Genomic DNA, 19,945 nt, shown 5'->3' on the forward strand with positions numbered 1-19,945 from the left:
GCGGCTCGACGCGGTGTTCGCCGCCGAGGAGCACGTCGAGGTCGAAGCGACCTGGGGCATCTACCAGCGCATCGTCGCCGCCTACCGCGAACCCGACAAGAACAAGGCGAAGGAGATGATGCGGGCGGTGATTGACTCTGTCAGCAACGGCGTTCCCGCGCTGCTCAAAGAGGTCCGTCGCCTCGGCCGCACGCTGAAGCAGCGCGCCGCGGACATCCTCGCGTTCTTCGACCGCCCCGGAACGAGCAACGGCCCAACGGAGGCCATCAACGGCCGGCTCGAGCACCTTCGCGGCTCCGCCCTCGGCTTCCGCAACCTCACCCACTACATCGCGAGATCACTGCTCGAAGCCGGAGGCTTCAGACCCGCGCTACACCCCTAATTCCGAAGAGCCGACAAAATGCTCACGCTCAAGATGACCCCGGTCCCCTCGATCGCGGCGCTCGCACGAATCTTCCGGGAGACCGGAGTCGCCCGGAACGAACCCCGCAAGAAGCCGCGGGCCGCCTACCGCCGGTTCGTCTACCCGGCGCCGAACGCATGCTGGCAACTGGACGCGACCGAATACGTCCTCGCCGGCGGCCGCAAGTGCGTGATCTTCCAGCTCATCGACGACCACTCCCGCTACGCCGTCGCCTCCCACGCCGCCATCGGCGAGACCTCCCGCGACGCGATCCGCGTCGTCCGGAAAGCAATCAAACGCCACGGCGTCCCGCAAAGACTCCTGTCGGACAACGGCGCCGCGCTGAACCCGTCCCGCCGCGGAATCGTCGGGCAACTCGTCGAGTACGTCACCCGACTCGGGGTCGAACCGATCACCGGGAAGCCCTACAAGCCGACCACGCAGGGAAAGAACGAACGGTTCCACCAGACACTGTTCCGCTACCTGGACAAGCAGCCCATCGCCCGCAACCTCCGCGAGCTGCAAGCGCAGGTCGACGCGTTCGATCACGTCTACAACACGGAACGCGGGCACCAGGCTCTGCCCGGCAGGATCACCCCGTTGCAAGCATGGGAGGCAACACCGAGAGCGACACCGCCACGCCCCAGACCCGTCAAGCGGAAACCGAACGAGCCCCTGCCACCCGCGCCGTCACCGAACGGGCGGGTGCGTGACGGGATCCGGGTCGCGACCGTCCACCCGAACGGCTCGATCAAGGCCCGTGGCTGCATCTTCAACATCAGCTACGCACTCCGCGGGACCGACGTGTTCGTGCTCTACGAAGCCGCCGGGATCATGGTCTTCGACGACCGCGGCACCCTCATCGTCGAGCACCTCTGGCCCTCACCGGGCATCCGCTACGTCGGCAACGGCCAACCCCGAGGCCCCAAGAAGAAATCGGGAGTGTCACCGATGTCCTGACACAAGAACTGTCACCGATGTCCTGATGCAGAACTGTCACCCATGTCCTGAGACATCACACCCTTCATAGGACTCGCCATGGCGCCGCCGGGCGAAGCGATTTACCCGTTCTTTACCCACTTTGACGACTGTAGAAAGGAAGAAGCCCCGCGATCCCAGTGCTTGCAAGGGATCGCGGGGCTTCGACGATGGCGGTGACGGTGGGATTTGAACCCACGGTAGGGGGTTACCCTACACAACTTTTCGAGAGTTGCACCTTCGGCCGCTCGGACACGTCACCGCCGACTAGCTTACGACACTCCGTGGGATGCCGCGAACCGGCTGCAGCGAGGGTGGCCCTGCCCACCCCCTTCACGATGTCGCCGGGGCGCCCTAGCGTGAGGGCATGGGAGAGCTCGGGCGATGACGCGGCAGATGACACCACAGCAGCGACTCGTCCTCGTGATCGCCATCCTGGGGTCGTTCGTCGCTTTCCTCGACGGCACCATCGTCAACGTCGCCCTCCCCGCCATCGCCCGCGACCTCGGCGGCGGCCTGTCCACCCAGCAGTGGACGGTCGACGCCTACCTCGTGACACTGGGTGCCCTCATCCTGGTGGCCGGCGCGGTGAGCGATGCGTTCGGCCGGGTTCTCGTGCTGCGCATCGGCCTCATCGGCTTCGGCATCGCCTCGGTGGGCGTCGCCCTCTCCCCCACCCCTGAACTCCTCGTCGCCGCACGTGCGGTCCAGGGTGCCGCCGGGGCTTTCCTGGTGCCGAGCTCTCTCGCCCTCATCACCGCGACGATGCACGAACCGCTGCGCTCTCGCGCCATCGGCATCTGGACGGCATCCACGACGGGCGCCATGATCATCGGCCCCCTGGTGGGCGGACTCATCGTCGACAACTCTTCGTGGCGATGGGCGTTCGGGATCAACCTGCTGCCGATCGGCATCGCACTGTGGCTGCTGACACGGCTCGAGCACCGTGACGAACGCCGCGCGGGCGCCCGGGTCGACGTGCTCGGCGCGATCTTGTGCACCCTCGGCCTCGGCGCGGCCGTCTTCGCCCTCATCGAGCAGCCGAACCTCGGCTGGGGGTCCCCGGCGATCTGGATGCCGGGGCTCGCCGGCCTCGTGCTGCTCGCCGGATTCGTCTGGCGACAACGCCAGGTCGCCGACCCGATCCTGCCGCTCGATCTCTTCCGCAGCCGCAACTTCTCCGCCGGCAACCTGTCGACGCTGTTCATCTACGCGGCCCTCGCCCTCAACGGGTTCGTCCTGGCCGTCTACCTGCAGCAGGGGGCCGGCCTCAGCGCGACCCTCGCGGGCCTCGCCAGTCTGCCCTCGACCCTGCTCATGATCGCGCTCAGCTCACGCATCGGCACCCTGGTCGGACGATGGGGACCGCGTCTGTTCATGACCGCCGGGCCGCTCATCATGTCGGTCGGCGCGCTGTTGCTGCTGCTCGTCGCCGACGACTTCGACTACTGGTGGCAGGTGCTCCCGGGCATGGTCGTGTTCGGGCTCGGACTCGCCCTCACCGTGTCTCCCCTCACCTCGACGATCCTCGGGGCCGCCGACCCGGAGCGATCCGGCATCGCCTCCGCGGTCAACAACGCCGTCGCCCGCGTGGCGGGGCTGCTGCCGATCGCAGCCCTTGCCTCGATCACCGGTGGCGCACTCGATCTGGCCGGCTTCCACCGGGCGGCGGTCACCACGGCCGCGCTTCTCATCGTCGGCGGACTGGTCTCGCTTCTCGGCATCCGCAACCCGCGGCGATCCACCTCCGCTGCGTCGGGAGGAGATGCCGAGGGAGTCGCTCACCCGGCGGCGGAGCCTCCGGGCCCGTAGAGCGCCGCGATGCCGGGTGACCCGATGCCGCCCTCGTAGGTCGGATGCTGTGGCCACCCGGGCGGCGAATCCTCCCACGCCTCCTGCCGCCCGTATGGCAGCACGTCGATCACGCCGTGAAGGTGTCCGAGCTGCTCGGTGCCGCGCCCGTCGGTGTGCCACGTGCGGTACACCTTCTCGCCGTCGCGCAGGAACACGTTGACCGCGAACCCCGCGTCCGGCGGCGCCCCCATGTCGGCCCCGAACGGACTGTGCGCCGTCGAATACCAGTCCATGCGGTTGCCCACACGCTCCCGGTAGGCGAGCGCCTCGTCGATCGGACCCTGCGTCACGATGACGAACCGTGCGTCGTAGTCGTCGAGGAACTCCAGCCGCGTGAATTGCGCCGTCCAGCTCGTGCAGCCCGGGCACTGCCACTGCTTCCCGTCCGTCCACATGTGGCTGTAGACGATCAACTGTCGCCTGTCGCCGAAGAGGTCGACGAGGCGCACGGGACCGTCGGGACCCTCGAGCACATAGTCGGGCAGCTCGACCATCGGCAGACGTCGCCGCTGCGCGGCGATCGCGTCGAGCTCTCGGGTCGCCGCCTTCTCGCGCACGCGCAGAGCGGCCAACTCGCGCCGCCAGGTGTCGAGGTCGACCACCGGAGGCAGGGCAGGGGCATCGTCCGTCATGCCGGCATCTTTCGCCCCTCGGACGCCGTCCGCAAGACCCCCCTGCACGCCGCCGTTTCGCACGGCTGCGGCCCGCGGTGGCCGTGGCATCCCCCGGCCTGTCAGACTGGGGCCATGAGCGTGATCGAGAACTCGAAACTGACCGTCGTCGGCGCGGGAGCGGTCGGATCCTCCGTGGCCTACGCGGCCCTCATCCGCGGCTCGGCCCGCCACGTCGCCCTCTACGACATCGCCGCGGAGAAGACCGAGGCCGAGGTTCTCGATCTGGCACACGGCGCCCAGTTCACCGGGTCGAGCGACATCATCGGCGGTGCCGACATCTCGGTCGCGAAGGGCTCCCACGTCGTGGTGATCACGGCGGGCGCCAAGCAGCGACCGGGGCAGACCCGTATCGAGCTGGCCGGCGTCAACGCCAACATCCTGAAGTCGATGATGCCGCAGCTGCTCGACGTCGCTCCCGACGCGACGTTCGTCATCGTCACCAATCCGTGCGACGTGCTGACGGTGCTTGCGCAGGAGACCACCGGCCTGCCCTACGAGCGCATCTTCGCGTCGGGCACCGTGCTCGACACCTCGCGACTGCGCTGGAAGATCGCGCAGCGTGCGGGCGTCTCCATCTCCAGCGTGCACGCCTACATCGTGGGCGAGCACGGCGACACCGAGTTCCCGCTGTGGTCGCACGCGACCATCGGCACCGTCCCGATCCTGGAGTGGCAGCCCCTCGACGGTCAGCCGCCGTTCACGGTCGAGGAGCTCGACCAGATCGCCGTCGACGTGCGCGACGCCGCCTACAAGGTCATCCAGGGCAAGGGTGCGACCAACTACGCGATCGGCCTGTCCAGCGCCCGCATCGTCGAGGCTATCCTCGACGATGAACACGCCGTCATGCCGGTCTCGGCCGTGCTCGACGACTTCCACGGCGTGAGCGGTGTCGCCCTGTCCGTCCCGGCGGTCGTCTCGGCGGCCGGCGCAGTGCCGATCCGCGAGACGTCGTTCTCCGACCACGAGCTCGGTCTGTTCCGTCGCTCGGCCGACGCCCTCCGCGAGGTCGCCGACTCGCTGCGCTGATCTCTCGCCGTCCACGCGGTGGCAGGCGCTACTGTCGGATGCCGCGACTAGCCTGAACGCATGGCATCAAAGCGCACCGCGACCACGAGCGCGTACCGCTGCACCGAGTGCGGCTGGACGAGCGCGAAGTGGGTCGGGCGATGCGGGGAGTGCCAGCAGTGGGGAACGGTGGTCGAGGCCGTGTCGTCGACACCGATGCATGCGGTGACGCCGCTCGCGCCGACGCGTGCGGCGCGCCCCATCACCTCGATCGACACGCGTGAGACGCCGAGGCGGACCACCGGCGTCGGCGAGTTCGACCGCGTGCTGGGCGGGGGCCTCGTGCCCGGTGCGGCCATCCTGCTGTCCGGCGAGCCCGGCGTCGGGAAGTCGACATTGCTGCTCGAGGTCGCCGCACAGACCGCCCGCGCCGGTCGGCGCGTGCTGTACGTGAGCGCCGAGGAGTCGCTCGGACAGGTGCGCCTGCGCGCCGAGCGCACCAGCGCCCTCCACGACGAGCTCTACCTCGCGAGCGAAACCGACCTCGCCACGATCCTGGGCCATGTCGACGACACTCGTCCCGAGCTGCTGATCGTCGACTCCGTCCAGACGGTCGGCTCCAGCCTCGTCGACGGAGCGCCGGGGCATCCCAGCCAGGTGCGCGAGGTCGCGTCGACGCTCATCCGCGTGGCGAAGGAGCGTGATCTTCCGGTCATCATCGTCGGCCATGTCACGAAGGACGGGCAGGTCGCGGGGCCGCGGGTGCTGGAGCACCTGGTCGACGTCGTCTGCCACTTCGAGGGTGACCGGCAGACCGCGCTGCGCTTCGTCCGCGCCCTCAAGAACCGGTTCGGTGCCACCGATGAGGTCGGCTGCTTCGAGCAGACGAGTCGCGGCATCGCCGAGGTGCCCGACCCCAGCGCCCTCTTCCTCGGCCACGGATCACGCGAACCGGGCACCTGCGTGACCATCGCGATGGAGGGACGACGCGCACTTCCGGTCGAGGTGCAGGCGCTCACGCTGCCCGGTTCGGGCCCCAACCCACGGCGCATCGTCAGCGGCGTCGACGGCGCACGCGTGGCGATGGTGCTTGCGGTGCTCGAGAAGCGCGCCGGAATCCGGGTATCCGACCAGGACGTCTACGTCTCCACCGTGGGCGGCGTGCGTCTCATCGAGCCGGCCGCCGACCTCGCCATCGCCCTCGCCGTCGCGAGCGCGATCACGGGGCGCGCCACGCCGAAGGGTCTGGTCGCCATCGGTGAGCTGAGCCTCGCCGGCGAGGTGCGAGCCGTCACCTCCCATGAGCAGCGCCGCAACGAGGCGAACCGGGTCGGCTATCGATCCGTCATCGACACGGCATCCCGCGACCTGCGCGGCGCCCTGCGTGACCTCGCACAACGCCATCCCGTCGACCCGGGCGACCGCCCCGACTTCTGATCGCACCGCGCTTCGACTCGCTGCGCTCGCGCAACGCCCGAGGGCTATCGCACCGGTCGTTGAGCGCGGGCGCGCAACGTCCGCGTCGAAACGCCGCACCGGCCGCCGCGAGGAGCGTCAGGCTTCGAACGCGAGCGCCGCCAGCAGATCCGCCGGCGCGGCCTGCATCGCGTGCGGTCCCGCGATGTCGAAGAACACCGTGGTGATCTCGGGTTCGTGAGCCGTGAGGAAGGCGCGCAGCCAGTCGGGCGACTGCAGCGCCACCGCAGGGGGAAGAGCGGCCGGCTTGTTCGCGGCATCGCTGAACAGCAGCAGCGCGATGTCGCCGGTGTTCGAGTCGCGGTAGGTCCAAACCTCACCGGTGTCGCGCGGATCGTCGCGCTGCCCCGGCCGCAGGAGGGGGACCACCGTCGGACCGTGCCGCAGGGCGAACGCCAGTGCGGCCATGTCCTGCGTCTGCAGGGCATCCGCGAGCTGCGTGTTGCGGAACTCGAGCGGAGTCTTCGCGCGCTTCTTTCCGGCCATCCCTCCAGCATACGAGGGGCCTTGCACGCCGCCTCGGCTCGCCGGCCGCGCGCGACGTGACGGACCCGGCCAAAAAAAGGGGGGCCCTCTCGATCCCCACATTGGGGGCTGGGAGAATCGAGAGGGCCTGAGCTCATCGGGCGATCTGCCGAACGCCGGTCTTGGGGGTGACACGACGACCGCCGTTGGGGGCGACGGTGGCTCGCGACGAGAGCTGAACCAAGGCTAGCCGCGCCCGCGGCGTGCAGGGAGGCTCTCAGATGAGAAATCTCTCAGAGTCAGAGATATATCGCTATCTAGATATCGCCCACGGGCAAGAACACGGGTTCAGCGCAGTTCGAACACCTTCGTGTCCGCCGCCTGGATGCCGCCGATCGAGACCGACAGGTGGTAATAGCCGGGCGAGGCCTGCGGCCGCGACGATCCGCAGGTGTCGACCGACGATCGCGTGCGGTCCCACTGCAGCGGCGTCACGCTCGAGACGGTCTGGCCCGGTGCCAGCTGAACGACCTGATCGCTCGACTCCGACTGGCAGTCGGTCGAGCGCCACCAGGTGTCGGTGCCGCTGGTGATCACGAACGACTGTGTCGCGGTTCCCACGTTGATCAGGCACGCCGCACCCGACGTGTTCGAGAGCGTGATCGACAGTTTCGGCAGCTCGCCGGCGCTGTACACGTCCTGATCAGTGACGGCCTGCACGGAGATGGCCGCCGTCGAACACGCCGCGACCGTGGGCGCCGTCCCCGACGCGTCGGGGGTGGGATTCGGCGCCACCGGCGCCGCCGAGGCTTCCGCGGGCGCCGCCGACGCGGGAGGAGTCGACGCCGCCGCGACGGGCGTGGTGACCGACGGGCTCGGTGCGGCTGCCTCTGACCCGCGCCACGGCTGCCAGATCACGAGGACGACAGCCGCGATGACGACGAGGACGATCAGCACGGCGACGAGTCGTCGGCGCCGATAGACGGCGGGACTGGGGCGTCGCGAACGGCGCGTCGGGGTGCTCACCCCTTCAGGCTAGGCCGCGGCATCCCTCTCCTTCGCCGTGGCGCGCGGGGCTCAGAGGTTCTTCAGCATGCGCGTGTTGCCGAGGGTGTTCGGCTTGACGTGCGCGAGGTCGAGGAACTCCGCGACACCCTCGTCGGGGCTGCGCAGCAGCTGCGAGTACACGTCGGGGTCGACGACCTGCTCACCGATGGGGGCGAAACCGCGACGGCGGAAGAAGTCGACCTCGAAGGTGAGACAGAACAGCCGCGACAGACCGAGCTCGATCGCGCGGGCCTCCAGCTGGGTCACGATCGCCCCGCCGACGCCGTGCTGGAGCCAGTTCTCCGCGACGATGAGCGTGCGGATCTCGCCGAGGTCTTCCCACATCACGTGCAGGGCGCCGCAGCCGATGAGTTCGCCGTCGACCTCGGCGACGACGAACTCCTGCACCGACTCGTAGAGCGTGACGATCTCCTTGCCGAGAAGGATCCGTCGCTGCACCCAGGGCTCGAGCAGGGCCAGGATGCCGCGGACGTCCGAGGTCCGCGCAGGCCGGATGACCGGGCGGGACGGGCTGGAGCCTTCGGCGGGGTCGACAAGGGTCACCGACCCACTGTATTGCCCCCTACGCTGGAGCCGGGAAGGACTTCGCCGTGAGTGTGTTGCGCGACTATGCCGCGACGGTGTCGCAGCCGACGCTGCCGTTGTCGCCGTCGGCGGAGTCGGTCCGTTACGACGAGTTCGTGGATGCCGACGGGTCGCTGCGCCCGGCGTGGAAGGCTCTGGCCGCGCACGCCCTGAGCCTCACCGGCGAGGATCTGCAGCGTGTCGACGGCGAGATCGCGCGGTTTCTCGCGGATGACGGCGTCTCCTACCTGCGCGGTGACTCCGGACCGCAGCCGTGGCAGCTGGACCCCGTGCCGTTCGTGTTCGACGCGGCCGGGTGGTCGCCGTTGGAGGTCGGCCTCGCGCAGCGGGCGGAGCTGCTGAACGCGCTGCTCGTCGACCTCTACGGACCGCAGAACCTCATGCGCGAAGGCATCGTGCCATCGGCTGTCGTGTTCGGCCACTCCGGTTTCACCCGACCGTTGGCCCGCGCCAGCGCCGTCGACCCTCATCCGCTGCTGCTGGCGGCGACCGATCTCGGGCGCGACGCCGAGGGCGAATGGCACGTCCTCGCCGATCGCGTGCAGGCGCCGTCGGGTCTGGGCTTCGCCGCGGAGAATCGCCGAGTGATCTCGCAGGTGCTGCCGGATCTGTTCCAGGAGGAGAACCTCCACCGCATCGACCCGTACTTCTCGGCACTGCGGGCAGCGCTGCTGTCATCGGTGGCCACCGAGAGCGACGACCCGCGAGTCGTGATCCTCACTCCCGGAACGCTGAGCGAAACGGCATTCGACCAGGCATTCCTGGCGAGCGCGCTCGGTTTCCCCCTCGTGCAGGGCAGCGACCTCGTCGTCCGCGACGGGTTCGTCTGGATGAAACCCGCCGGCTGGCCCCGCACCCGCCCCACCGACCGCATCGACGTCATCATCCGGAGAGTGGATGCCGCGTGGTGCGACCCCCTGGAGCTGCGCGGCGACTCGCGGCTGGGCGTGGCCGGACTCAGCGAAGCCGTACGCCGCGGTCATGTACGCCTGGTGAACGGCCTCGGTGCCGGCGTGCTGGAGAACCCGGGGCTGCTCCCCTACCTTCCGGCGGCGTGCGAGTACCTGCTCGGCGAGCAGCTGCGCATCCCCTCGGTGCCGACCGTGTGGTGCGGCGAGCCGGAGGCGCGGGACAGCGTCCTGTCGCGCCTGCGCGCAGGCGATCGCGGTCTCATCGTGCGCACGATCGACGAACCGCGCAAGGCGTTCAGCGAGATGTCCGCCGACGAGCTGATCGCGCGGATCGCGTCGGCGCCGCACCGTTTCGTCGGGCAGGATCTGCTGCCGCTCTCGCAGACGCCGGTCTGGTCGAGCGCCGACGATCTCGGCGCGCGCATCGACGCACTGCCCCTGACGCTCCGCGCGTTCGCGTTGCGGTACGGCTCGGCGTACCGCCCGCTCGTCGGGGGTCTGGCGACCGTGCGGGAGAGCCCCGACGCTCTGCCGCGGACGAAGGACGTGTGGGTGCTGAAGGCGTCGGAGGACGACCCCGACCAGAACCTGACCGAGATCGCACCCGCGCCCACGGCCCGCAGCATCCCACCGCTGGCTCCCCGCGCGCACGCCGACATGTTCTGGACCGGCCGCTACGCGGAGCGCGCGGAAGATCTGCTCCGGCTGCTGTTGACGGCGCAGACCGAGCTCGACCAGCCCCGCGCCTATGTGGCGGGCCGACTGGCCGAGAGCCCCCGTGTGCTGTTGGACGTGCTCGGGCGCCTGGCCGGCATGCGTTCGCTCGACCCCGAGGCGGAGTTCCGGTCGCTGCTGCTGGACGTGCGCCGCCCCGGCTCTGCCGCGCACGCGATCGCGCGCCTGCGCGAGGCGATGGAAGGCGTCCGCGACCAGCTCTCCGGTGACACCTGGCGGGTCTTCGCGACGATCGATCGCGCCACCCGTGCACTGCGCGGCTCCGCGCACCCGCACCGGACGGCGGAGTCGGGGGGCCGGATGCTGTCGGCCATGCTGTCGCTGTATGGCATCACGGCGAACATGATCCGCGACACCGGCTGGCACATGATCGAAGCGGGCCGCTTCCTCGAGCGCGGGCTTCAGCTGTCCGAACTGCTGGCGACGGGTCTCGCCGAGCGCCATGCGCCCCGCGCCGAGCGGAGCGTCTTGGAGGCGGTGCTCCTGGCCGCCGAGAGCGTCGTGACGCACCGCCGGCGCTACCGCGGATCGATGCGGGCCGCCGACGTGCTCGATCTCCTGTTGCTCGATCACAGCAACCCCCGCTCGCTTGCGTTCGCTCTCGCACGTCTACGCGAGCATCTGGCCGCCATGCCGGCATCCACGGGGTCAACCCGTGCGGAGCGACTGCTCGATCACCTCGAGACGGAGCTCGCGGCCATCGATGTCGCCGCGCTGGATGCCGTCGAGAACGGTCGACGCGATGCACTCGTCGAGTTCCTGGCCGGCGTGACGGCGCAGCTCGAACAGCTCTCGGATGCCGTCACCCATCTCCACTTCGAGAGCGGACCGCCGGCCGTCGCGATGACCGAGCTGTCCCTCGTCGAGTTGATGGAGGCGCGCGCGTGAGGCGTTACCGTGTCTGGCACCGCACCGCCTACACCTACGGCAAGCCCGTGCAGGACAGCGTCGGCCAGTTCCATCTCGTGCCCCGCGGCCTGCCCTGGCAGGAGGTCACCGAAGCGAGCGTCCAGGTCGACCCGGCGCCGGGCGACATCGCGCCCGACACCGACGCGTTCGGCAACGCGGCCACGTACTTCCACCTGACCGACCCGCACGAGGCGCTGACGATCACCGCGTCGAGCGTGGTCGCCGTCGAGGCGCCCGCATACGACGCCGACGCGCTCACGCGCCCGTGGGAGCAGGCTCGCCCGCTGCTCAACACGCATCTGCCCGAGGCGTGGCGGGCCGTCGAGTACGCCCTGGAATCGCCGCGGGTGCGCCACGAGCCGGAGGCGGCGGCGTACGGTGCGGTCTCTCTCACGCCCGGTCGGCCCATCGGCGAGGCCGCGACGGATCTGATGCAGCGGATCTACCGCGACTTCGACTACGACAAGACGGCGACCACCGTCACCAGCACCGTGGCCGATGCGATGCGGGCGCGGGCCGGGGTCTGTCAGGACTTCGCGCACGTGGCGCTCGCGTGTCTGCGCGCGCACGGCGTCGCCGCCCGGTACGTCTCTGGCTACCTGGCGACCCAGCCGCCGCCCGGCAAGGAGCGGGTGTTCGGCGCGGACGCATCGCATGCGTGGCTGGCCGTGTGGCTGCCCGGCACCGACCAGTGGCTGGCGATCGACCCGACGAACGATCAATGGGCGAACGACCGTTACGTGACGGTTGCGTGGGGACGCGACTACGGGGATGTCGCGCCGGTACGCGGCATCATCTTCACCAAGGCGAAGAACTCGACGTTGCGCGTCTCGGTCGACGTGGCTCCGCTCGGCGAGGCGACGCCCGCTTCCTCCCTCCCTCCCGCAGCGACAGGAATCGCATGAGCGCGCCCACCGCTGGCCGACGGCCCGTCGTCGGCCTTACGACCTACCTCGAGCGCGCCCAGCAGGGCGTCTGGGATGTGCGGGCGGCCTTCCTGCCCCAGGTGTACCTCGACGCGATCACGGCGGCCGGCGGCGCGGGCGTGCTGCTGCCCCCGCAGCCCGATCCGGATGCCGCGGCCGACGCCGTGCTCGACGGCCTCGACGCACTGGTGCTCACCGGGGGCCTCGACGTCGATCCCGCCCTCTACGGCGCCGAACCCCATCCGGAGACCGACGAGCCCCGCACCGACCGCGATGCCTGGGAGTTGGCGTTGCTGGCCGGCGCACGTCGTCGCGGCATCCCCGTGCTCGGCATCTGCCGGGGCCTGCAGCTGGCGAACGTCGCCGCCGGCGGCACCCTGCATCAGCACCTGCCGGATGCGCTCGGCACCGGCCGCTACCAGCTGGGCGGGGGCGTGTTCGCGACGAACACCGCGAGCGCCGAGGACGGCACACGGCTGGCGGCCATCGTCGGCGCGGGCGACCTGTCGGTGCGCAGCTACCACCACCAGGGCATCGACCGGGTGGGGGATGGTCTCGTCGTCAGCGCCCGCAGCGACGACGGCCTCCCGCAGGCGATCGAAACCACCGACGGCCAGTGGTTCCTCGCGGTGCAGTGGCACCCCGAAGAGGATGCCGCCGACCGACGCCTGTTCGCGGCGCTCGTCGCCGAAGCCCGCCGCTTCCACGCCACGCGGTAAGCGTTCCGACACGCCCCGCACCCTCAACAACCGGACAACTCACCCCGGTCGTTGAGCGAGGCGCGCAGCGCCGAGTCGAAACGCCCCGCGCCGCTCCGCGAACGCCGAAGGGGCGGATGCCGCAGCATCCGCCCCTTCGCGTGGTTCTTCGACCAGGTCAGCTCCCGGCGACGATGTCCGGGGTGGCCTCGATCGCGCCGGCCACACCGACACCGACCGCGACCTTCTCGCCGCGCGGACCGTGCTCGAACACGAACTTGCCGTTCTCGGCATCCACCTTGACGTGGTCACCGGGGTTGAGCTCGCCGTGCAGAATCCGCTCGGACAGCTGGTCCTCGACCTCGCGCTGCATGGCGCGGCGCAGCGGCCGGGCACCGAGCGTCGGGTCGAACCCGATCTCGATGAGCTTGTCCTTGGCGGCATCCGTCAGCTCGACCGTCATGTCGCGGTCGAGCAGCCGCTCGCTCAGCCGCTTCGTGAACAGTCCGACGATCTGGCGCAGCTCCGGCTTGCTCAGCTGCGGGAAGACGATGACATCGTCGACACGGTTGAGGAACTCGGGCTTGAAGTGACGCTTCAGCTCCTCGTCGACCTTGCCCTTCATCCGCTCGTACGTCGTCTGCGAGTTGCCTTCGACCTGGAACCCGACCGGGCCGCCGGCGATGGCCGACGATCCGAGGTTGGTGGTCATGATGATGACCGTGTTCTTGAAGTCGATGACGCGACCCTGACCGTCGGTCAGGCGTCCCTCTTCGAGGATCTGCAGCAGCGAGTTGAAGATGTCGGGGTGGGCCTTCTCGATTTCGTCGAAGAGCACGACCGAGAACGGCTTGCGTCGCACCTTCTCGGTGAGCTGGCCGCCCTCTTCGAAGCCGACGAAGCCGGGAGGGGCGCCGAACAGCCGCGAGACGGTGTGCTTCTCACCGAACTCGCTCATGTCCAGCGAGATCAGCGCGCCTTCGTCGTCGAACAGGAACTCGGCGAGAGCCTTGGCGAGCTCGGTCTTTCCGACACCCGTGGGGCCGGCGAAGATGAACGAGCCGCTGGGACGCTTCGGATCCTTGAGCCCGGCACGCTGGCGGCGGATCGTGCGGCTGAGGGCCGCGATCGCCTCCTCCTGACCGATGACACGCTGGTGCAGCGCCTTCTCCATGAAGACGAGACGGCTGGTCTCCTCCTCGGTGAGCTTGAAGACGGGGATGCCGGTGGCCTGCGCGAGCACCTCGGCGATCAGACCCTCGTCGACCACCGCGTGGCTCGCGACATCGCCGCTGCGCCACTGCTTCTCGAGGCGCAGGCGCTCGGCGAGCAGCGACTTCTCCTCGTCGCGGAGGGCCGCGGCCTTCTCGAAGTCCTGTTCCTCGCTGGCGGTCTCCTTGTCTTCGCGGACCTTGGCGATCTTCTCGTCGAACTCGCGCAGCTCCGGCGGGCTCGACAGGATCGACAGACGCAGGCGCGCGCCGGCCTCGTCGATCAGGTCGATCGCCTTGTCGGGCAGGAAGCGGTCGCTGATGTAGCGGTCGGCCAGGTTCGCGGCGGCGACGATCGCGCCGTCGGTGATCTGCACCTTGTGGTGCGCCTCGTAGCGGTCGCGCAGCCCCTTCAGGATGTTGATCGCGTGGGGCAGGCTCGGCTCGGCGACCTGGATCGGCTGGAAGCGGCGCTCGAGGGCGGCATCCTTCTCGAAGTGCTTGCGGTACTCGTCGAGGGTCGTCGCACCGATCGTCTGCAGCTCGCCGCGGGCCAGCAGCGGCTTCAGGATCGAGGCCGCGTCAATGGCACCCTCGGCAGCGCCCGCACCCACGAGGGTGTGGATCTCGTCGATGAAGACGATGATGTCGCCGCGCGTGCGGATCTCCTTGGTGACCTTCTTCAGGCGCTCCTCGAAGTCACCGCGATAGCGAGAACCGGCGATGAGCGAGCCGAGGTCGAGCGAGTAGACCTGCTTGTCCTTGAGCGTCTCGGGGACGTCGTTCTTCACGATCGCCTGGGCGAGTCCCTCGACGACGGCGGTCTTGCCGACGCCGGGCTCACCGATGAGGACCGGGTTGTTCTTCGAGCGGCGCGAGAGGATCTGCATGACCCGCTCGATCTCCTTCTCGCGCCCGATGACCGGGTCGAGCTTGTTGTCGCGCGCGGCCTGCGTGAGGTTGCGGCCGAACTGGTCGAGCACCGCCGAGCCGCCCTGGGCGGCCTGCTGGTTCTGCTCGCCGGCACCGGCGGCGACGCCTGCGGGCTCCTTGCCCTGGTATCCGCTGAGCAGCTGGATGACCTGCTGGCGCACCTTGTTGAGGTCGGCGCCGAGCTTGACGAGCACCTGGGCGGCGACGCCCTCGCCCTCGCGGATGAGACCGAGCAGGATGTGCTCGGTGCCGATGTAGTTGTGGCCGAGCTGCAGCGCCTCGCGCAGGCTCAGCTCGAGCACCTTCTTCGCACGGGGCGTGAAGGGGATGTGGCCGGTCGGCTGCTGCTGACCCTGGCCGATGATGTCCTGGACCTGCTCGCGGACGGCGTCCAGCGAGATCCCCAGGCTCTCGAGCGCCTTGGCGGCGACGCCCTCGCCCTCATGGATGAGACCGAGCAGGATGTGCTCGGTGCCGATGTAGTTGTGGTTGAGCATCTTCGCCTCTTCTTGGGCGAGGACAACCACACGACGGGCACGGTCCGTGAATCTCTCGAACATTCGTCGACACTCCTCAGGCGCACGTCTTCTGGTGCGCTTACGTCGAGGGTAACGATCAGCGAATGCCGGTATGCCCGTGTTCGCCGTCGGCGCACCGCCCCGGCATCCGGCCCGCGTGCGCGTGACCGGGACCGGCACGCCGCATCCACGAACTCCGCAGAATCCCACCAACTCCGCACGCATCCGGCTGAACGGATGCGGAGTACGTCACTTTCTGCGCCGTTGCAGACCGCTCACGACGCTGGACACCGACGGCGCCAAGGCATATGACTCGCCCCGGCGTGTCCGGAGACAGGATTCCTTGGAAGGATCTGTCTCATGGGACGTCCCAGTAAGTACCCGCGCGAGCTTCGTGAGCGCGCTGTCCGTATGGTCGCCGAGGTGCGATCCGACTATCCGAGCGAGTACGCCGCGATGACCGCTGTCGCGCAGATGCTCGGCGTCGGGTCGCCAGAAACGATCCGCACCTGGATCCGCAGGCAGCAGGTCGACGCGGGCGACCGGCCCGGAGTCACGACCGACGCCGCGGTGGAGATCAAGCGACTAAAGCGGGAGAACGCGGAACTGCGGCGGGCGAACGAGATCTTGAAGGCGGCCTCGGCTTTCTTCGCGGCCGAACTCGACCGGCCACACAAGCGATAGTCGGCTTCATCGACGCGCACAAGGACCGCGCCGACGGAGGGCTCCGATGGGGTGTCGAGTCGATCTGCGCCGTGCTCACCCAGCACGGCGTGAAGATCGCCCCATCGACCTACTACGACGCGAGAGATCGCGGTCCGTCACCGCGGATCGTGTCGGACGAGAGGTGGAAGCCGATCATCCTGACCACGTGGCAGACGCACCGGAAGGTGCTCGGGGCCCGGAAGCTCTGGCTGCGGTTGCGTCGCGACGGGCACGACATCGCCCGCTGCACGGTCCAACGCCTCATGCGCGAGCTCGGGATCGCCGGTGTCGTCCGCGGAAAACGGAAGCGTCCCGTGGATGCGGATCTGCGGGAGACCAGGCCCGCCGACCTCGTCGACCGGCACTTCGCCCGGTTCCGCACGAACCAGCTCTGGGTCGCCGACTTCACCTACGTCTGGACGTGGTCCGGATGGGTCTACGTCGCGTTCGTGTTCGACGCGCACTCCCGCCGCATCATCGGGTGGAGAGCGGCGACCTCGATGACAACTCCGCTCGTGCTCGACTGCCTCGACATGGCTCTGTTCACCCGCCGCCGCGAAGGCGTCACCGGGTTCGCCGGGCTCACGCACCACACCGACGCCGGCAGCGTCTACACCTCGATTGCCTTCACGGACCGGCTCGTCGACGAAGGCATCGACCCCTCGGTCGGGTCCGTCGGCGACGCCTACGACAACTCCCTCGCGGAATCGCAGATCGGGCTCTACAAGTCCGAGCTCATCCACCACGACGGGCCCTGGCGCGACATCGACCAGGTCGAGGCGGCAACCGCGTCCTGGGTGCTGTGGTTCAACACGGAGCGCACCCACGGCTCCATCGACGACCTCACACCCCTTGAGGTCGAGCAGCTCGACTACGCTCGCAACGAACCGGTCGGAAAAGCCGGCTGACACCAGTAAAACGCTCTCCGGACACGCCGGGGCGAGTCAATATCGCTTTTCGATAGTAGCGATTTTCGATATGGAGGATGCCGTGGGCCCGCGTACCGAAGGACTCACCCCGTGACGAACGTGTGGACCATCGGCCCGATCGTCTGGATCGGGCTGGCCGCGGTCGTGGTCGCCGGCATCCTTTTCGCGCGGTCCGTGCGCCGCGCTCGGCGCTCGGACGATCCGTCACCGGTCATCAGTATCACCCTCGTGATCGGGGCGGTGTGGGCGGCGGTATCCGTGATCGGCAGCGTCATCGCGGTGCTGAACACACTGCTGTCTCCGACTGTGACGATGACGGTGCCGGTCGCCGGCTTCTGGCCGGAGCTGCCGGCGGGTGTCGTGTTCGGGGGCACAACGGCGACACGCCTCAGCGGCGGGTTCACGGACGCCACCCTCGTGATCGCCGACCTCAGCACCGGCGCCCGTATGCTCTGGGCGACGTCGCAGGGCCTGGCGATCCTCGTTCCCGGCGCGATCGCCGCCCTCATCGCGGCCGCGTGCTTCCAGCTCCTGGCGGGTCGGGTGTTCGCGCCCGTCCTCGCGCGATTGGCGAGGATCACCGCGATCGTGGTCGCGATCGGCGGCAGCGCGGCGCAGGTGCTGGGCGACGTCGCCGGCGGCATGGCATCGTCCGAGCTATTCGCGTACACCACCGGCGGGTGGCCGGAGATCGCGGGCGTCGAGGACCCCCTGCGTGCCTGGCTGCCGCGCGCCGCCGCCATGGTCAACGTGCCGTTCTGGCCGCTCGCTGCCGGTCTGGCGTTCGCCGCCCTCGCTACGATCTTCCGCTACGGCTCCCGGCTGCAGCGTGACACGGACGGTCTTGTATGACGCCGCCGGACGACGAGGAGCCGACTGGCATCCACTGCCGCCTCGACGAGCTGCTCGCCGAGCGCGGCATGACCCTGGCCCATCTGAGCGCGCTCGTCGGCGTCTCGGTCGTCAACCTGTCGATCTTGAAGAACGACCGTGCCCGGGCGATCCGCTACTCGACGCTCGTCGCCGTTTGCCGAGCTCTCGACTGCGAAGTGGGCGATCTGCTCGTGCGCGCCCGCTGAGCGGCGCACCGCGGGTTCAGTTGGCGCGTACGCCGGGACTCGCCCGCCGGTTTCCGGCGCGAGCGCCAACCGAAGGCACGCGCCGGGCCACGGTCTACTGCAGCGCGGAGGTGAGGCGCGCGAGATTGTCGAGCACCGTGGAGCGCAGCGGCTGCTGCTGCCACTCGTCGAGGGTCAGCTCGCGACTCAGCGCCCGGTATTCGTCCTCGACGGCGCGCAGCTGGGACACGAAGTCCTCGCCGCGCACGAGCAGGGAGATCTCGAGGTTCAGACCGAAGCTGCGCATGTCCATGTTGCTCGAGCCGATCACGGCGACCTCGTCGTCGATGGACATCGACTTGGAGTGCAGGATGAACGGCTTCTTATACATCCAGATCTTCACGCCGCCGCGCAGCAGCTCCTCGTAGTAGCTGCGCTGCGCGTGGTAAACCATCGCCTGGTCGCCTTCCTCCGACACGAACAGCTCGACGTGGACGCCGCGCTGACAGGCGGTCTGAATGGCCAGCAGGAGCCCTTCGTCGGGCACGAAGTAGGGCGAGACGATGATGATCTTCTCGCGCGCCGCGAACAGCAGCGTCATGAAGAGCTTGAGGTTGTTCTGGAACTCAAAACCCGGTCCGGAGGGGATGACCTGGCAGTCAAGGTCGCCGCTGCCGGTGTGCACCTGGAACAGCTCGATGCCCTCGACGATCTCGTCGGTCTCGCTGTACCAGTCACTGAGGAAGACGGCGTTGACCGATGCCACGACCGGCCCCTCCACGCGCACCATCATGTCCACCCAGTGCAGTCCCCGCTTGATGTTCTTGCGGAGGTTGTAGGTGGAGTCGGTGACATTCTGCGAGCCCATGAAACCGATATGACCGTCGACCACGAGCAGCTTGCGGTGGTTGCGCAGGTCGGGGCGCTGGTACTTTCCGCGCAGCGGCTGCACCGGCAGCATGAGCTTCCAGCTGGCGCCCATCGCATCGAGTCGGCGGCAGGTCTCGGTGTAGAACGGCTTACCGCGGTTGGCCCAGTGATCCAGCAGCACCCGCACGACGACGCCGCGCTTGACGGCATCCTCGAGGGCATCGAAGAATCCGGCGGTGGTCTCGTCGCACTGCAGGATGTAGAACTCGACGTGCACGTACGTGGTGGCCTGACGGATCGCCGCCGCCATCTCGTCGATGCTCTCCTGGTAGCCGGAGATGAGCCTCGCCGCGTTCTCGCCCGACAGCGGCATCGCTCCCAGGTTGCGGTTGAGGCGCACCAACTGGGCGAACCACAGCGGCGGATCGGGCCGGAGAGTGCCCAGGTCGAGCCCGTGGCTGGTCGTGCGGATGTAGTCGTTGATCTGCTGCTGCTTCTTGCGGCGCTTGCGAGGCAGCCGAGGATTGCCGATCAGCAGGAACAGCAGCACGCCGATGATCGGGATGAAGTAGATCGCCAGCAGCCAGGCCATCGCGGCCGTCGGGCGGCGGTTGCGGGGGACGATGATGATCGCCAGGATGCGAACCGTGACGTCGGTGACGAAGACCAGGATCACCCAGGCGAGCGCCCATCCGGTCTGATCCACGTCGCTCTCCCCGCTGTCGGACTCCGCTCAGCGTATCGACAACGGGCGACTCAGGTGGCGCGCGGGGCCTCTGGGGCTGCCGTGTCGGCAGTGCCGACGGGCGGCAGGCCCCGCTTGGCACGTTCTTCGTTCTCGATGCGCGCGTAGACGCGGCGCTCCGAGCGGTCCATCCGGATGATGGCGCGCAGCACGAACACGAACAGCCCCAGCACGACGACGGTCGGCAGCAGCGACCAGGCGACGGCGGTCCAGTACGAGTCCATGAGTCCATGGTACGCCGCCGCGTGCAGGCTCCTCCCCAGAAGCCGCAGGCTCACGCGTTGTCCAC

General features: G+C 69.0%; 17 protein-coding genes, 1 tRNA gene and 1 pseudogene. 11 read left to right on the top strand and 8 right to left on the bottom strand.

Going from position 1 to position 19,945, the window contains the following annotated elements; all coding sequences use genetic code 11:
- Both HMPREF1529_RS03170 and HMPREF1529_RS03175 read left to right on the top strand, forming a co-directional pair.
- The coding region (locus tag HMPREF1529_RS03170; RefSeq protein WP_016463666.1) for an ISL3 family transposase at window positions 1–382 on the top strand (382 nt) is incomplete at its 5' end.
- Window positions 383–394: 12 nt separating this feature from the next.
- Window positions 395–1,084 (top strand): annotated as a pseudogene (locus HMPREF1529_RS03175) (DDE-type integrase/transposase/recombinase); the annotation flags it as partial.
- A 468-nt stretch (window positions 1,085–1,552) separates the two neighbouring features.
- Here HMPREF1529_RS03175 and HMPREF1529_RS03180 read toward each other — a convergent pair.
- Window positions 1,553–1,643, bottom strand: a tRNA-Ser gene (locus tag HMPREF1529_RS03180).
- A gap of 122 nt (window positions 1,644–1,765) precedes the next feature.
- Between HMPREF1529_RS03180 and HMPREF1529_RS03185 the strand changes: the two genes are divergently transcribed.
- Window positions 1,766–3,193 carry an MFS transporter gene (locus tag HMPREF1529_RS03185; protein WP_016463668.1) on the top strand — a complete coding sequence of 476 codons (1,428 nt, stop codon included), beginning with the start codon at window positions 1,766–1,768 and terminating at the stop codon, window positions 3,191–3,193.
- Here HMPREF1529_RS03185 and HMPREF1529_RS03190 read toward each other — a convergent pair.
- On the bottom strand, window positions 3,163–3,867 hold the full coding sequence (locus tag HMPREF1529_RS03190; RefSeq protein WP_036282679.1) for a DUF899 domain-containing protein: 705 nt from the start codon (window positions 3,865–3,867) through the stop codon (window positions 3,163–3,165). The genes HMPREF1529_RS03185 and HMPREF1529_RS03190 overlap by 31 nt on opposite strands.
- A 114-nt stretch (window positions 3,868–3,981) precedes the next feature.
- Here HMPREF1529_RS03190 and HMPREF1529_RS03195 point away from each other — a divergent pair, with 114 nt between their 5' ends.
- Window positions 3,982–4,935, top strand: a complete 954-nt coding sequence (locus tag HMPREF1529_RS03195) for an L-lactate dehydrogenase (RefSeq protein WP_016463670.1) — start codon at window positions 3,982–3,984, stop codon at window positions 4,933–4,935.
- Between the two features lie 60 nt (window positions 4,936–4,995).
- A complete protein-coding gene (gene radA, locus HMPREF1529_RS03200; protein ID WP_016463671.1) occupies window positions 4,996–6,351 on the top strand; it encodes a DNA repair protein RadA in 1,356 nt (451 codons plus the stop codon).
- A 117-nt stretch (window positions 6,352–6,468) separates the two neighbouring features.
- Here radA and HMPREF1529_RS03205 read toward each other — a convergent pair whose 3' ends face one another.
- From HMPREF1529_RS03205 to HMPREF1529_RS03215, 3 genes are all read right to left on the bottom strand, one after another.
- Complete coding sequence (locus HMPREF1529_RS03205; protein WP_016463672.1) at window positions 6,469–6,876, bottom strand: hypothetical protein; 408 nt, start codon at window positions 6,874–6,876, stop codon at window positions 6,469–6,471.
- Between the two features lie 327 nt (window positions 6,877–7,203).
- Window positions 7,204–7,881 (bottom strand): hypothetical protein, encoded by a 678-nt coding sequence (locus tag HMPREF1529_RS03210; protein ID WP_198013019.1) that lies wholly within the window; start codon window positions 7,879–7,881, stop codon window positions 7,204–7,206.
- Between the two features lie 51 nt (window positions 7,882–7,932).
- Window positions 7,933–8,466 (bottom strand): amino-acid N-acetyltransferase, encoded by a 534-nt coding sequence (locus HMPREF1529_RS03215; protein WP_016463673.1) that lies wholly within the window; start codon window positions 8,464–8,466, stop codon window positions 7,933–7,935.
- Window positions 8,467–8,513: 47 nt separating this feature from the next.
- Here HMPREF1529_RS03215 and HMPREF1529_RS03220 point away from each other — a divergent pair, with 47 nt between their 5' ends.
- The 3 genes from HMPREF1529_RS03220 to HMPREF1529_RS03230 are packed head-to-tail and all read left to right on the top strand — an operon-like array spanning window position 8,514 to window position 12,708.
- The gene (locus tag HMPREF1529_RS03220; RefSeq protein WP_016463674.1) at window positions 8,514–11,042 is read left to right on the top strand and encodes a circularly permuted type 2 ATP-grasp protein; all 2,529 of its coding nucleotides are present in this window, start codon (window positions 8,514–8,516) and stop codon (window positions 11,040–11,042) included.
- Complete coding sequence (locus HMPREF1529_RS03225) at window positions 11,039–11,968, top strand: transglutaminase family protein (RefSeq protein WP_016463675.1); 930 nt, start codon at window positions 11,039–11,041, stop codon at window positions 11,966–11,968. The genes HMPREF1529_RS03220 and HMPREF1529_RS03225 overlap by 4 nt, the downstream gene beginning before the upstream one ends.
- Window positions 11,965–12,708, top strand: a complete 744-nt coding sequence (locus HMPREF1529_RS03230) for a gamma-glutamyl-gamma-aminobutyrate hydrolase family protein (protein ID WP_016463676.1) — start codon at window positions 11,965–11,967, stop codon at window positions 12,706–12,708. The genes HMPREF1529_RS03225 and HMPREF1529_RS03230 overlap by 4 nt, the downstream gene beginning before the upstream one ends.
- A 157-nt stretch (window positions 12,709–12,865) precedes the next feature.
- Here the strand turns inward: HMPREF1529_RS03230 and HMPREF1529_RS03235 are convergent, their stop codons facing one another.
- Window positions 12,866–15,391: an ATP-dependent Clp protease ATP-binding subunit gene (locus HMPREF1529_RS03235; RefSeq protein WP_016463677.1), complete on the bottom strand. Its 2,526-nt coding sequence runs from the start codon at window positions 15,389–15,391 to the stop codon at window positions 12,866–12,868.
- Window positions 15,392–15,709: 318 nt separating this feature from the next.
- On the opposite strand from HMPREF1529_RS03235, the gene HMPREF1529_RS03245 reads away from it, so the two are divergent.
- The 3 genes from HMPREF1529_RS03245 (at window position 15,710) to HMPREF1529_RS03255 (ending at window position 18,062) form a co-directional block, all read left to right on the top strand.
- Window positions 15,710–16,962 (top strand): IS3 family transposase gene (locus HMPREF1529_RS03245; RefSeq protein WP_157533856.1). Its coding sequence is split into 2 segments (ribosomal slippage): window positions 15,710–15,992 and window positions 15,992–16,962, totalling 1,254 coding nucleotides; the frame shifts between segments, so codons are not numbered across the junction.
- A gap of 111 nt (window positions 16,963–17,073) precedes the next feature.
- Window positions 17,074–17,835 carry a hypothetical protein gene (locus HMPREF1529_RS03250; RefSeq protein ID WP_016463680.1) on the top strand — a complete coding sequence of 254 codons (762 nt, stop codon included), beginning with the start codon at window positions 17,074–17,076 and terminating at the stop codon, window positions 17,833–17,835.
- The gene (locus tag HMPREF1529_RS03255) at window positions 17,832–18,062 is read left to right on the top strand and encodes a helix-turn-helix domain-containing protein (protein ID WP_016463681.1); all 231 of its coding nucleotides are present in this window, start codon (window positions 17,832–17,834) and stop codon (window positions 18,060–18,062) included. Before HMPREF1529_RS03250 ends, HMPREF1529_RS03255 begins: the two co-directional genes overlap by 4 nt.
- A gap of 94 nt (window positions 18,063–18,156) precedes the next feature.
- Here HMPREF1529_RS03255 and cls read toward each other — a convergent pair whose 3' ends face one another.
- Entirely contained in the window at window positions 18,157–19,617 is a 1,461-nt protein-coding gene (cls, locus tag HMPREF1529_RS03260) for a cardiolipin synthase (protein ID WP_016463682.1), read from the bottom strand.
- Window positions 19,618–19,667: 50 nt separating this feature from the next.
- Window positions 19,668–19,880: a hypothetical protein gene (locus HMPREF1529_RS03265; RefSeq protein WP_036282681.1), complete on the bottom strand. Its 213-nt coding sequence runs from the start codon at window positions 19,878–19,880 to the stop codon at window positions 19,668–19,670.
- Between the last annotated feature and the right edge of the window lie 65 nt (window positions 19,881–19,945).

Source organism: Microbacterium sp. oral taxon 186 str. F0373 (assembly GCF_000411455.1).
In the GTDB taxonomy this organism is placed as follows: domain Bacteria; phylum Actinomycetota; class Actinomycetes; order Actinomycetales; family Microbacteriaceae; genus Microbacterium.